Raw genomic sequence first — 12,637 nt, 5'->3', positions numbered from 1 at the left:
GTGGACAGCGCCCGTTCGCGTTGCCGGGAGGAGCCGGGACTGTCGTACCCCTTCGGTAGGTTGGAAACGGGGGCTGCTCAGCCGGTCTCCGGAACTGACGGCCCTTGTCGTGCGACGGCCGAGCGCACCCGCCGGGCGTGAACGTGGAACCTGCTGCCGAGCAAGCCGGTGTCCTCCGGCGCGGCCAGTGCTCTTCGCAGCGGTTCGTCGAGCGCATACGTCTGCTCGAAATGCGCCCACGTGATGCGCCCGGCGGCACTTTCACGTGAAAGTGCCGCCTCCCGGCCGACCCGAACGGGCGCTGTTCCCCTGTGGACAGCGCCCGTTCGCGGTGCCGGGAAAGGCCGGGACCGTCGGGCCCCCACGGTAGGTTGGAAACGGGGGCTGCTCAGCCCAGTTTCCGAGATGTGGGGCTTTGTCGTGCGACGGTCAAGCTGACCGAGCAGCGTGGTAGCACCGTTGCCGTTCCTCGTTCCACACCTGCTCGTCACCGGACTGCGCGTACTCCTCTCGCAGCCGCCGGGCGAGAACATAGAATCCACTGCTGGGCAAGCCGGTGTCCTTCGACACCACCAGCGCGCTCCAAAGCGGTTCGTCACGATTCGCCGCGCGAGCGGACACCTGTTCGAGAAAGCGGCCCAGGTGGTGGGGCTGTACGCCGACGCGCCTGCCGAGCGGGACGTACTCGATCACGCCGCCTCCGGACGCGACGCCGTACAGAATGTCGGCGATGCGGTCCACGCGGTCCATCTCAAAGGTTTCCGGCATGTGGTGAAGTCGACCGCGGCGGTTCGGTTGTTACTCCGCTGTTCAGCCGGCTTCGGTCGTCCGCGCGGCTTCGATCAGTGCCACCAGTTCCGGCGTGACCCGGCGGTCCGACGGTGTCGCCAGGTATGTCGGCATCCGCGGTGCCGGGTCGCGCAACGGGCGGAACGCCACCCCCGGCACCGGCAGCAGGTTCGCGTGCGCCCGGTAGAAGACCGTCCAGTGTGGACGGCCGAAGCCCAGCGTGCCCAAGGTGTCCTGCGCGGTCGTGAAGTCCTTGCCCAGCACCGGCTCGAAGCCCGCCTCGCGGCAGCAAGCGAGCACCAGGTCGTACAGCGGCTGGTTCCGCGAAGGCGGACTCAGGCGTGCGGGGAGCGAAGCCAGCGCAGCGAAGGAAACGACATCGCAAGAAGCCAGCGGGTGTGACGCGGGCAGTGCGACCATCACCTCGTCCGTCCACAAGGGAGTGAAGTCCAGCCCGGATCCCGGCCACGAGCCGCGGACGATCGTCGCGTCCAGAGAGCCGTCGCGGACGCGTTGCAAGCGCTGGGTCGTCGGGGCGTGGACCAGTTCCAACGCGGCCGACGGCGCGAGCCGGGCGAACGCGTTCAGGAGAAGATCCAAGCGGTCGCCGAGGCCCTCGCTCGTGCCCAAGCGGACCAGTGTGGCCGGGACGCGGAACTCCGCCACCGAGTCGGCCGCGCGGTCGGCGGCCGCGAGTACCGCCCGCGCGTGCGGGAGGAACCGTTGCCCGGCCTCGGTGAGGGACACCGAACGCGTCGTCCGGCTCAGCAACGCGACTCCCAGCTCACGCTCCAGCCGCCGGACCTGCTGGCTCACCGCGGGCTGGACGATGTGCAGCCGCTCGGCCGCGCGCCCGAAGTGCAGCTCCTCGGCGACCGCGACGAAGTACCGCACCTGCCGTAGCTCCACCGCGCCCCCCCCATTCATCAGCGTTCGTGATGAGTGTACGAGCGGAGTGCTCATCGGAAAACGCACGTCCTGGCGGTTGGCTGGAACCCGAGCGAAAGGAACCGACATGCCCTCCCTGAACGTTCGCGGCACCCGCCTCCACTACGACGACGCCGGCCGCGGCCCCGCCCTGCTCCTCCTGCACGGCTGGGGGACCAGCGGCCGCGTCTGGCAGTCGTGCCTGCCCGACCTGGTGCGCGACCACCGCGTCGTCACCCTCGACTGGCGCGGGTGCGGCCGCTCGGACCAGCCGGCCGAGGGCAACACGATCGACGGCGTCACGGCCGACGTCGCCGCGGTGATCGAGGCGCTGGACCTGGAGAAGGCCGTCGTCGTCGGCTCGTCGTTCGGCGCGGTCTTCGGCACCGAGCTCGCCCTGGCCCGCCCCGAGCTCGTCGGCGGGGTCGTCGCGGTCGACGGCCCGGCCTACTGGCCGGCCGCGGCGATGCTGGAAAAGGTCCTTGACCTCCGCGAACGGATGCTCGACGACCGCATCGGCACCCTGGCGGAGTGGGTGCCGAACTGGTTCGCCCCGGGCGTCTCGCCGCAGCTGGTCGACTGGACCGTGCGCCAGCTGGCCGACTCGAGCGTCTACCTCGACGACATGTTCACCGAGGTGACGCGGTACGACCCGCTGCCGCGGCTGCCGCGGCTGACCGTCCCGATCACCTACCTGCACGGCGAGCTCGACACCGAGATCCCCCTCGAAGTCCCGCGGGCGTGCGCGGCGCTGACGCCCGGCGCCCGGGTGCACGTCATCGCCGGCTGCGGGCACATCCCGCACCAGGAGAACCCCCGCGCGTTCACCGCGGCCCTGCGCGCGGTCGTCCCGGTCGCCGCCTGAACCCGGAAGGAAAGCCATGCCCACGGTCCCCGTGACCCTCGCCGGCGGGGAAGCCGCCGTGCACTACGACGTCGACGGCCACGGCCCCGCGTTGCTCCTGCTCCACGGCACGGCCGCGTCCCGCGAGCAATGGGGACCGCTGACGGCCCTCGCCCGTGACCGCTTCACCGTGCTCGCCCCGGACTTCTCCGGCTCGGGGCTGACCACCGACCACGACGGGCCGATCGACGTCGCCGACCTGGCCGCCGAGGTGCTGGCGGTGCTGGACGACGCCGGGGTCGCTGCCGCGCACGTCGTCGGGCACTCGCTCGGTGCCGTGGTGGCCGCGCACCTGGCCGGCACCCACCCGGACCGGGTGCGCTCGGCCGTGCTGCACGCGGCGTGGCCGGTCACCGACGTCCGCCAGGACGCCGAGTTCCGCTTCTGGCTGGAGCTGCTGGCCGACGGCCCGGCGGCGTTCGCCCGGATGCTGCCGCTGATGGCGTTCGGCCCGCGCTACTGGTCCACGGCGACCGCGGCGGGCAACGACCAGCTCGTCGCGGACCTGACGACGATGATCCAGCCGGGCACGGACCGCCAGACGGAAGCCGACCGCCACGTCGACCTGCGGCCGGTCCTCGGCGCCATCACCGCGCCGACGCTGGTGCTCGGCAGCGCCCACGACCGGATCGTCACGGCGGAGCAGCAGCGCGAGCTGGTCGCGGCGATCCCCGGCGCCCGCGCCGCCACGATCGACGCCGGCCACGGCGCCCCGGCCGAGCTGCCGGCCGAGTTCGCCCGGCTGGTCCTGGACTTCGTGGCCGCGACGGTCTCCATCTGACCCAAAGCCGTGAGGGACACGGAGTCCCTGAGGGTGCCCCTCACGGCGTTGGTCAGCGAGCCTGCTTCAGCACCACCGCGGCGATCCCGGCCATGCCCGCCTTCAGCGGGTGGTAGGCCGCCGCGACGAAGATGTTCTGGTCCTGGCCGTTGATCCACGCCGAGCCGCCGCGCGCGCAGGCGTCGTGCCCGCGGGACGGGCCGAACGTGTCCACGTACGTCGCCTTGCCGTCCGCGTCGACGGCGTCCGACAGGGCCTGGTTCAGCTCTTGCTCGACCTCGTTCAGCCAGGCGTAGTCGCCGTCGGCGAACGGCAGGACGTCCGGGCAGTAGCCGCTCGGCGGCGCGATCCGCGGGTAGCCGACGACCAGGACCCGCGCGCCGGGCGAGCGCTCGTGGACGGCGGCGAGCACGGCCTCGACCCGCGGCACGACGTTCCCGATGGCCGTCTTCACCGTGTTGACGCCGTTGGTCGTGAAGTGCTCTTCGCACGGGCTGCCGGTCGGATCGGCCTTCCGCAGGCCCGGGCACGTCCCGACGATGCCGCCGAAGACGCCGAAGTCGTTGCCGCCGATGCCGAGGGTGACCAGGTCGGTGTCGATCCGCAGGGCGCCCAGCTGGGGTGGGTTGGTGCCGTTGAACGGCACGGACTGCGGCCGGGTCATGTTCGTGGTGTCGGCGCCGGCGCAGCTGACGTCGTCGAAGTCGCCGACGCGGAGCGCGTCCGCCAGCACCGACGGGTAGTTCGCCGTCGACCTCCCGCAACCGAGCGGGTCGGTCCGCTGGGCCGGGATGAACGGCCCCGAGGTGTAGGAGTCGCCGAGCGCGACGTAGTGGCCGATCCGTGGCGCCGCCGACGCCGCGGTGCCGGTGGTGGCGAGCAGGATGGCTGCCGAAACGACGGCGGTGAGCAGCCGGGTGTTGCGCATGAAGACCCCGTTCTTGTCCGGAAAACTCCCTCCACATCTAGCGAGACCGGGGTGGCGCGGGGGCGGACTTCACCCGCCCGTGGTGTCACAACGGGTGATCGTCTTCCGGCTCACGGTAAGTGATCAGCGTGCGCCAGAACAGCAGCGGCCGGACCGTGCTCCCGGGCAGCAGCCGGGCGGCGTCGCGCCGCACCTCGGCGCTCGCCGGGAACCGGAACAGGGTGGGTGCCTGCGGCCCGTCGTCCCCGCCGCCGTTGAGCCGCTCGCCGGCGTGGACGACCAGCCTGGCCAGCGCGTTGGCCGGCACGGCCGCCAGCTCCCGCAGCCAGTCGCGCGGGCCGCTCGGCCGGGCCGGCGTCAGCACCACGAGCACCCCGCCCGGCACCAGGGCGCGGCGCAGCTTGGTGACCGTCGCGAACGGCACGTGGTGCAGGGACGCGAGGCACGAGATGTAGTCGTAGTGCTGCTCCGGCAGGTCGTCGGTGGTGATGTCCGCCTGCCGGTAGACGATCTTGCCCGGGCCCGGCGACCCGAGTCCCGACGCCGCCTCCACCATGGCCGCCGACACGTCGAGGGCCTCCACCGCCATCCCGGTCGCGGCCAGCCGCCGCGCGAACCGGCCGGTGCCGCAGCCGACGTCCAGCGCGATCCCCGGCCCCGGCGGCAGCTGGTCCAGCAGCAGCGGGTGGTAGTGGTCGTTGTGGTTGAACGGCATGCGTCGAGAGTGCCACCTGAGGCGCACGTAGACTTGCAAGGCAAGCCGAAAACCCCAGGCCGGAGGAGATTCAGTGCCGCAGGATGAGACAGGTCGCAGGCCGGACCTGTCGGATCTGGACAGCTTCGCGGGCGTCGACGAACTGGGCGCCCAGGGGTACGAGGACGACGACGACACCGACCCCGAACTGGACGCGCGGGACACCGCGTTCGACGCGGGCGGCGGCTCGCGCGGCGGGATCGGCGGCGTCGGCCAGCTGGGTGACAACCTCGCCACGGGCCCGGTGCCCGACATGATCACCGCCGAGGACGCCGAGCTGCACGAGCTCGACGACCAGGGCGTCCCCGAGGCGTACGGCCACCCGGACGGCCCCGAGGCGCGGCGCGAGCTGATGGCCGTCGAGGCCGAGCTGAACCAGCGCTGGCCCGAGACGAAGATCGAGCCGTCGCTGACCCGCATCTCCGCCCTGGTCCAGCTGCTGGGCGAGCCGAACCGCGGCTACCCGGTGCTGCACGTGGCCGGGACCAACGGCAAGGGCTCCACGGCCCGGATGATCGACGCGCTGCTGACCCGGATGGGCCTGCGCGTCGGTCGCTACACCAGCCCGCACCTGCAGCTGGTCACCGAGCGGATCGCGCTGGACGGCCGCCCGATCTCCGCCGCGCGTTACGCCGAGCTGTGGCACGACCTGGCGCCGTACGTAGCCATGGTCGACGGCGCCGCCGCGGACGGCGTGGCGATGAGCAAGTTCGAGATCCTCACCGGGATGGCGTTCGCCGCCTTCGCCGACGCGCCCGTCGAGGCCGCCGTGATCGAGGCGGGGCTGGGCGGTGCCTGGGACGCCACGAACGTCGCGGACGCCGAGGTCGCCGTCATCACGCCGATCGGCCTCGACCACATCGAGTACCTCGGCCCCGACATCCTCGGCGCGGCCCGGGAGAAGGCCGGGATCATCAAGCCCGGGTCCGTCGCGGTGATCGCCGAGCAGGACCCCGAGGTGCAGAAGGTGCTGCTGGACCGCGCCGTCGAGGTGGACGCCGCGGTGGCGCGCGCCGGCAGCGAGTTCGGCGTGCTGGAGCGCGAGATCGCCGTCGGCGGGCAGATGCTGAAGCTGCAGGGCCTCGGCGGGGTCTACGACGAGATCTTCCTGCCGCTGCACGGCGCCCACCAGGCCCAGAACGCCGCGCTCGCGCTGGCCGCCGTCGAGGCGTTCTTCGGGGCGGGCAAGGACAAGCAGCTGGTCATGGAGGCCGTGCGCGAGGCGTTCGCGGAGGTCGAGAACCCGGGCCGGCTCGAGCGCGTCCGCTCGGCCCCGACGGTGCTGCTCGACGCCGCGCACAACCCGCACGGCGCCCGCGCGCTGGCCGCGACCGTGGCCGAGGAGTTCGCGTTCCGCCGGCTGGTCGGCGTCGTCGGCGTGATGGCCGAGAAGGACGCCCGCGGCATTCTCGAAGCCCTGGAGCCGGTGCTGTCCGACGTCGTCGTCACGCGCAACTCGTCGCCGCGGTCGATGCCGCTGGAGGAGCTCAACGACCTGGCGATCTCGATCTTCGGCGAGGACCGGGTCGTCGCCGAGACCGATCTGGAGACCGCCGCCGAGACGGCGATCGCGCTGGTGGAGACCAGCGACGACCCCGAAGAGCCCCTCGCGGGCGGCGGCGTGCTGGTCACCGGCTCGGTCGTCACCGCGGGTGAGGCGCGCACGCTGTTCGGGAAGGAGCCGGCGTGAGTGAGACCCCGGAAACCACAGAAACCACGGAAACCGCACCGAAGCCGAAGGACCCGATGAAGGGGTTCCGCGGCGTGATGTCGGGGATGCTGATCCTGGAGGGCATCACCGTCGCCCTCGCGCTGCCGGTGGTGAACAAGCTCGGCGGCGGGATCAGCACCGGTACCGGCTGGACCGTGCTGGCCGTCGCGCTCCTGCACGTCGTCCTCTGCGGGTTCGTCAAGCGGCCGTGGACGGTCCCGGTGCTCCTCGCGCTGCAGGTCGTGCTGATCGCGCTGGTGTTCTGGCTGCCCGCGATCGCCGTGCTGGGCGTGATCTTCCTGGCGGTCTGGCTGTGGCTGCTGTGGCTGCGCAAGGACGTCGCCCGCCGGATGGCGGCCGGCACCCTCGCGAGCCAGCAGCAGCCCCAGCCCTGACTCACCGCAGGACGACGACCCGCAGCGCGGGGGAGCGCAGGATGTCGGCTTCGCAGAAGCGGTCCTTCACCCACTGACCCCGGCTGTAGAGCTTCGTCTGGTCACTGAAGTACGGCGACTCCGGGTTCGCCGACTGCGAGTAGGTCAGCAACGTCGAGGAGTCGGGGCACGCGTGCCCGCTGAACCCGACCACCTGGATGTAGCTGGATCCGTGCTGGATGTCGACGACCCCGCGCGACGGGTCCCACAGCGGCGTCATCACGTTGAGGATGCCGAGCTGGCCGGGTCCGCCGTGGATCGGGATCCGCTCGCCGTCACGGGTGACGGCCTGGCCGTCCCGCAGCGGCGCGTCCGGCGCGAGCCCCGCCTTGCGCAGGTCGGCCAGCGCGTCCCCGAACGCCTTCTGCACGCCGGCGTCCGCCGTGTTGAGCGTGTTCGGCGTGGTCAGCGGCGCCTTCGGGTCGAACGGCACGGTGAACCGCGCCGCGCCGCCGAGCCGGACGGTGAACCGGTGGAACAGCAGCGAACCGCGGCTGTCGAGCGAGTACGTGTGGTCCCAGTTCGCCAGGGTCGTGCACGCGGGCCCGACCGGCTGCGGGCCGGCCGACGACGGCGCCTGCCCGCCGGGGAACGACGCGCACAGCTTCGCCAGGTCCGCCGCCGTCAGGTCGGCGAGCAGGCTGTGGTCGGCGAAGAGCAGCTGCTTCATCGAGTCTGTCGTGAACCCGCCCTTTTCGGCGCTCAGCAGCGCTTCCCGGGTCCGCGGCGAGCGTTCGGTGCCGATGTCGCCGGCGATCCGCGGGTAGCCGGTGATCGGGGTGGCCGCGTTCGCGAGCCACGCGCTGTCGTTCGTGTTCAGCTCGTAGTCCCGGCTCTGCTGCTGCGGCAGCCGCGACGGCGCGAAGATGCCCGGTTCCACCGCGCCGGGGTCGGAACCCCAGTTGCACGACGACTTCGAACCGTCCAAGATGGACAGTCCTTCGGCCGGGAACGTCTGCTGCCCCAGCGGAGTGCTGCACGTCTTCGCCTGCTCGTCCGTGACGTGCGGGACGACCTGGACGTCGGAGTACAGCGCGTGGCCCGCCCGGTCGGTGGCGATCGTGTTGACCCACGGCACCCCCTGCGTGCGGCTCAGCGCGCGGGTGATGTCGGCCGTGCTGCGCGCCTGGTCGAGCTCGAACCAGGTGTTGAGGCCGCGCAGGTTGGTGGCGTTGGCGTCGCGCACCGCGTACGCCGACTTCGCCGTCCACGGCACCGGGATCCCGGCGACGTCGCCGATCACCGGCCCGTACCGCGTCGACCAGAACGTCTGGCGGACCGGCTTCAGCGAGCCGTCGGCCTGGCGCACCTGGACCGAGACGTCGCGCGAGGTCATCTTCTCGGCCTTGCCGTCGACCAGGTAGGTCGTCGGGTCGCCCGGCTTCAGCGGGACTTCGAACAGGCCGAACGTGATCGGCGTGGACACCGTGTGCGTCCAGGCCGCGTCGGCGGTGTGCCCGATCTGGACGAACGGCATGCCGAGCAGGCTCGCGCCGGCCACGTCGAACCGGCCCGGGATGGTCAGCTGGCTCTGCCAGAACCGGCGCCCGGCCTGCCACGGGTAGTGCGGGTTGCCGAGCAGCACGCTGCCCTTGCCGGCCGCGGTGCTGTCGGCGCCGATCGCGATGCCGTTGCTGCCGAGCCCGCCCCCGCCGAGCGTCTCCCGCACGCGCGTCGCGAGCTGATCCGCGGTGCCGGGTTCGGTCGTCGCGCTCGTGGTCGGCGGCGCGGTGAACAGGCCGTCGGTGATCGCGCCCTGCCCGCCGGTGATGGCGATGGCGTAGTAGTGCCGGTAGAAGTCCTGCTCGGTGATCGGCCGGACCCAGCCGGCGCCGCGGCAGGCCGGGTCGCTGATGCCGGAGCGGCCGGTGCGGGCGAGGTAGGCGTTGAAGCCTTTGACGTAACCGGAGACGATGTCGCGGACCTCGGGCCGCGGACCCAGCGGCGCCGGCTGCGCGACCAGCCGGTCGACGACGTGGGAGTCGTTGAGCTGCTGGAAGAACAGGTCGCTGTGCAGGTTGTTCCCGGCCTCGGACAGCGACGGGTAGCCCTCGCCGTCCGGGCCGAAGTACTGCGAACGCTGCGCGCTCACCGTCAGGTAGATGTTCGCGAGCTCGCAGACGTTGTCGGTCGCCGCCGCGAAGCCGTAGCCGTAACCGAGCCCGGCGAAGTCCTTCGCGACGATGTGCGGGACGCCGTGTTCGGTGTAGCGCAGGACGGCTTTGCCGCCGTCCTGTCCCGCTTCCGCGATGCCGGTGCCCAGCGTGGTGACGGTGAGCGCCGCCGTCAGCACCGCCAGGGTTTTCCTGAATGGTCTCATCTGACCCCCTTGTCGTGATCGCCACGTTACCGACGGCGAGCCGCCTCGGACATCGGGGAAACCCCCGGGATCCGTTCACCCGCACGCCATCCGGCGTTGGCCGGGGCGGGGTTGGATCCGCGCATGACCGAACCGACCTGCCACTCCCGCCGCACGCTGTTCAAGGCCGGCCTGACCGGTGCGGCCGCCAGTCTCGTGCTGCCGTCCACCGCCTTCGCCGCGACGCCGCTCGTGCGCCGCGACCGGCCCGTGCTCACCCACGGCGTCCAGTCCGGCGACGTCACGCCCGGGTCCGCCGTCGTCTGGTCGCGCGCGGACCGCCCGTCGCGCCTGGTCGTCGAGATCGCGCGGGACCCGTCGTTCCGGCACGCCCGCCGGATCACGGGCCCCGCCGTCGGCCCGGACAGCGACGGCACCGGCCGGGTGCGCGTCGCCGGGCTGACGCCGGGAACGGAGTTCCACTACCGCGTCACGGCGGAGTCGCCGGACGGGCGCGCCACGAGCGAGCCGCTGACGGGCACGTTCGCCACGGCGCCGGTCGGCCGCAGCAGCGCCCGGATCCTGTGGTCGGGCGACGTCGTCGGCCAGAACTGGGGCATCAACCCGGACCTGGGCGGCATGACGATCTTCTCGGCGATGGCCGCCCGCCGCCCGGACCTGTTCCTGCACAGCGGCGACACGGTCTACTCCGACGGCCCGCTCACCGAGACCGTCGCGCTGCCCGGCGGCCGCACCTGGCGCAACGTCGTCACGGCGGAGAAGGCGAAGGTCGCCGAGACACTGGCGGAGTTCCGCGGCCAGCACGCGTACAACCGCCTCGACGAGCACTTCCGCCGCTTCGCCGCGCAGGTGCCTTCGTACGTGCAGTGGGACGACCACGAGGTCTTGAACAACTGGTACCCGGGCAAGATCCTCGACAACCCGGCCTACACCGAGAAGCGCGTCGACGTCCTCGCGCCGCGGGCCTACCAGGCGTTCCACGAGTGGCACCCGATCGACTCGCGCCAGGCCGTCGACGGCCGCGTCTACCGCAGTTTCCGGTACGGCACGCGCGCCGAGATCTTCGTGCTGGACATGCGGACCTACCGCAACGCCAACACGGCCGACCAGACCAAGCCGGGCTACATCCTCGGCGACCGGCAGGCCCGCTGGCTGGCCGACGCGCTCGGCCGCAGCACGGCGACGTGGAAGATCGTCCAGGCGGACATGCCGCTGGGCCTGGTCGTCCCGGACGGCACCGCGATCGAGGCCGTGGCGAACAACCTGCCCGGCGCGCCCGGCGGCCGCGAGACGGAGCTGGCCTGGGTGCTGCGCGAGATCCAGCGCCGTCGCGTCCGCAACGTCGTCTGGCTGACGGCGGACGTCCACTACACGGCGGCACACCACTATTCGCCGGACCGCGCGGCGTTCCAGGACTTCGACCCGTTCTGGGAGTTCGTGTCCGGGCCGTTGAACGCGGGCGCGTTCGGCCCGAACACGCTCGACCCGACATTCGGCCCGGAGGCGGTGTTCGTCCACGCCCCGCCGGTCGCGAACACCGCCCCGATCGACGGCTTCCAGCACTTCGGCGAGCTGAACATCGACGGCGCCAGCGGCGACCTGACGGTGGACCTGCGCGACGCCACGGGCGCGTCGCTGTGGTCGAAGAAACTGCACCCACAAGGCCGCTGAAGTGAGTCCAAAGCCGTGAAGGCCTCCTTCCCGGCCATAAGAGCCGTGAAGGAGGCCTTCACGGCTTTCAGGCCGGTTTGTGACGTCGACTACGAAGGGCCGGAAGACCGTCGGCTAGGCTCCGCGCACCGACACTTAACCGCAACAAGGAGAAACACCGTCGTGACTGAACGCACGCTGGTCCTGGTCAAGCCCGATGGCGTCGCGCGCGGCCTCGTCGGCGAGGTCATCTCGCGGATCGAGCGCAAGGGCCTCAAGCTCGTCGCCGTCGAACTGCGGACCGTCCCCCAGGCCCTGGCCGAGGAGCACTACGCCGAGCACAAGGAGCGTTCGTTCTTCGGCGAGCTGCTGGAGTTCATCACGTCGGGCCCGCTGGTCGCGCTCGCCGTCGAAGGCCCGCGCGCGATCCCGGCGTTCCGCCAGCTGGCCGGCGGCACCGACCCGGTCGAGAAGGCCACCCCGGGCACCATCCGCGGCGACTTCGCGCTGGAGACCCAGTACAACCTGGTGCACGGCTCGGACTCCGCGGAGTCGGCCGAGCGCGAGCTGAAGCTCTGGTTCCCCGACCTGTGATCGGCACCGGGGCCACCCCCGGGTGGCCCCGGCCCGCCCCGGAGACCCGATGACGACGATGCCGTTCCCGGCCCGCGACTACCTCCCCGTGCTGGGGGAGCTGACCGACGGGTTCGCCGAAGTCCTGCGCACCGCCGACCCCGCCGCGGCCGTGCCGGACTGCGGCGGCTGGACGCTGCGCGACCTCGGCACGCACCTGGGCAACGTGCACCGCTGGGCCACTTCCGTCGTCATCAGCGGGGAATCGCAACGGCAGAGATTCGACGACGGCCCGAGCGCCGACCTCGCGTCCTGGTACGCCGAAAGCGCTCAAGGCCTGGTGGACGCGCTCGAGGCCGCCACCCCCGAGGACCGTTGCTGGCACTTCGCGGGCACGGAGAAGGTCAAGGCCTTCTGGTTCCGCCGCCAGGTCCACGAAACCGCCGTCCACCTGGCCGACGCGCACGCCGCGGCCGGCATCGCGGTCACGCTCGACCCGGCCGTCGCCGCGGACGGCGTCGACGAGGTCCTCACCGCCTGGCTCCCGCGCGTCTCGCGCTGGCACGCCCCGCCGCCGCTGGCCGCGCCGCTCGCGCTGCGCACCACCGACACCGGCGACGCCTGGACGCTGCACCCGGGTGAGCCACCCGCGCTCGGCCCGGCCACCGAACCCGCCGCGACCGCCGAGGCGACGGCGCAGGACCTCCTGCTGCACCTGTGGAAGCGCACCGCCCCCGCGCCGCGTCTCACCGGCGACACCGGGACCGCCGAGCAGTTCCTCCAGGCCCCTTTCACGGCCTGACGCCGCAGCTGTTCTAGACCATTCAGGCGGCGTTCACCGCGAAGCCTTCCCGTGGCCGTGCCGC

At 72.1% G+C, this 12,637-nt stretch carries 12 protein-coding genes; 7 read left to right on the top strand and 5 right to left on the bottom strand.

The window, feature by feature from the left end; genetic code table 11:
- Positions 1-429: 429 nt before the first annotated feature.
- Positions 430-768: a hypothetical protein gene (locus MUY22_RS48415; RefSeq protein WP_247055248.1), complete on the bottom strand. Its 339-nt coding sequence runs from the start codon at positions 766-768 to the stop codon at positions 430-432.
- Positions 769-810: 42 nt separating this feature from the next.
- Positions 811-1,698, bottom strand: a complete 888-nt coding sequence (locus MUY22_RS48410; RefSeq protein ID WP_247055246.1) for a LysR family transcriptional regulator — start codon at positions 1,696-1,698, stop codon at positions 811-813.
- 106 nt (positions 1,699-1,804) lie between these two features.
- Here MUY22_RS48410 and MUY22_RS48405 point away from each other — a divergent pair, with 106 nt between their 5' ends.
- Both MUY22_RS48405 and MUY22_RS48400 read left to right on the top strand, forming a co-directional pair.
- Positions 1,805-2,581 (top strand): alpha/beta fold hydrolase, encoded by a 777-nt coding sequence (locus MUY22_RS48405; protein WP_247055244.1) that lies wholly within the window; start codon positions 1,805-1,807, stop codon positions 2,579-2,581.
- A gap of 16 nt (positions 2,582-2,597) precedes the next feature.
- Complete coding sequence (locus tag MUY22_RS48400) at positions 2,598-3,401, top strand: alpha/beta fold hydrolase (RefSeq protein ID WP_247055242.1); 804 nt, start codon at positions 2,598-2,600, stop codon at positions 3,399-3,401.
- Between the two features lie 52 nt (positions 3,402-3,453).
- Here MUY22_RS48400 and MUY22_RS48395 read toward each other — a convergent pair whose 3' ends face one another.
- Together MUY22_RS48395 and MUY22_RS48390 are read right to left on the bottom strand one after the other, a co-directional pair.
- A complete protein-coding gene (locus MUY22_RS48395; protein WP_247055240.1) occupies positions 3,454-4,329 on the bottom strand; it encodes an SGNH/GDSL hydrolase family protein in 876 nt (291 codons plus the stop codon).
- An 85-nt stretch (positions 4,330-4,414) separates the two neighbouring features.
- On the bottom strand, positions 4,415-5,044 hold the full coding sequence (locus MUY22_RS48390) for a bifunctional 2-polyprenyl-6-hydroxyphenol methylase/3-demethylubiquinol 3-O-methyltransferase UbiG (protein ID WP_247055238.1): 630 nt from the start codon (positions 5,042-5,044) through the stop codon (positions 4,415-4,417).
- Positions 5,045-5,117: 73 nt separating this feature from the next.
- On the opposite strand from MUY22_RS48390, the gene MUY22_RS48385 reads away from it, so the two are divergent.
- Together MUY22_RS48385 and MUY22_RS48380 are read left to right on the top strand one after the other, a co-directional pair.
- On the top strand, positions 5,118-6,773 hold the full coding sequence (locus MUY22_RS48385) for a folylpolyglutamate synthase/dihydrofolate synthase family protein (protein WP_247055236.1): 1,656 nt from the start codon (positions 5,118-5,120) through the stop codon (positions 6,771-6,773).
- A gap of 56 nt (positions 6,774-6,829) precedes the next feature.
- Positions 6,830-7,189, top strand: coding sequence for a DUF4233 domain-containing protein (locus MUY22_RS48380; protein WP_247064493.1), 360 nt, complete (start codon positions 6,830-6,832; stop codon positions 7,187-7,189).
- 1 nt (position 7,190) lies between these two features.
- Here the strand turns inward: MUY22_RS48380 and MUY22_RS48375 are convergent, their stop codons facing one another.
- A complete protein-coding gene (locus tag MUY22_RS48375; protein WP_247055234.1) occupies positions 7,191-9,548 on the bottom strand; it encodes a penicillin acylase family protein in 2,358 nt (785 codons plus the stop codon).
- 123 nt (positions 9,549-9,671) lie between these two features.
- Between MUY22_RS48375 and MUY22_RS48370 the strand changes: the two genes are divergently transcribed.
- From MUY22_RS48370 to MUY22_RS48360, 3 genes are all read left to right on the top strand, one after another.
- A complete protein-coding gene (locus MUY22_RS48370; RefSeq protein ID WP_247055232.1) occupies positions 9,672-11,219 on the top strand; it encodes an alkaline phosphatase in 1,548 nt (515 codons plus the stop codon).
- A gap of 162 nt (positions 11,220-11,381) precedes the next feature.
- Positions 11,382-11,792, top strand: coding sequence for a nucleoside-diphosphate kinase (gene ndk, locus MUY22_RS48365; RefSeq protein ID WP_247055230.1), 411 nt, complete (start codon positions 11,382-11,384; stop codon positions 11,790-11,792).
- Between the two features lie 49 nt (positions 11,793-11,841).
- Positions 11,842-12,573: a maleylpyruvate isomerase family mycothiol-dependent enzyme gene (locus tag MUY22_RS48360; protein ID WP_247055228.1), complete on the top strand. Its 732-nt coding sequence runs from the start codon at positions 11,842-11,844 to the stop codon at positions 12,571-12,573.
- The last annotated feature ends 64 nt before the right edge of the window (positions 12,574-12,637 follow it).

The sequence above is a fragment of the Amycolatopsis sp. WQ 127309 genome (assembly GCF_023023025.1).
GTDB lineage: Bacteria > Actinomycetota > Actinomycetes > Mycobacteriales > Pseudonocardiaceae > Amycolatopsis.
This window is presented reverse-complemented; position numbering and strand designations above follow the sequence as displayed.

Excerpts from the sequence above, each read along its gene's own strand:
- MUY22_RS48415 (WP_247055248.1), bottom strand. The coding sequence starts at position 768 with ATGCCGGAAACCTTTGAGATGGACCGCGTGGACCGCATCGCCGACATT.
- MUY22_RS48405 (WP_247055244.1), top strand. The coding sequence starts at position 1,805 with ATGCCCTCCCTGAACGTTCGCGGCACCCGCCTCCACTACGACGACGCC.
- MUY22_RS48400 (WP_247055242.1), top strand. The coding sequence starts at position 2,598 with ATGCCCACGGTCCCCGTGACCCTCGCCGGCGGGGAAGCCGCCGTGCAC.
- MUY22_RS48395 (WP_247055240.1), bottom strand. The coding sequence starts at position 4,329 with ATGCGCAACACCCGGCTGCTCACCGCCGTCGTTTCGGCAGCCATCCTG.
- MUY22_RS48390 (WP_247055238.1), bottom strand. The coding sequence starts at position 5,044 with ATGCCGTTCAACCACAACGACCACTACCACCCGCTGCTGCTGGACCAG.
- MUY22_RS48380 (WP_247064493.1), top strand. The coding sequence starts at position 6,830 with ATGAAGGGGTTCCGCGGCGTGATGTCGGGGATGCTGATCCTGGAGGGC.
- MUY22_RS48375 (WP_247055234.1), bottom strand. The coding sequence starts at position 9,548 with ATGAGACCATTCAGGAAAACCCTGGCGGTGCTGACGGCGGCGCTCACC.
- MUY22_RS48370 (WP_247055232.1), top strand. The coding sequence starts at position 9,672 with ATGACCGAACCGACCTGCCACTCCCGCCGCACGCTGTTCAAGGCCGGC.
- MUY22_RS48360 (WP_247055228.1), top strand. The coding sequence starts at position 11,842 with ATGACGACGATGCCGTTCCCGGCCCGCGACTACCTCCCCGTGCTGGGG.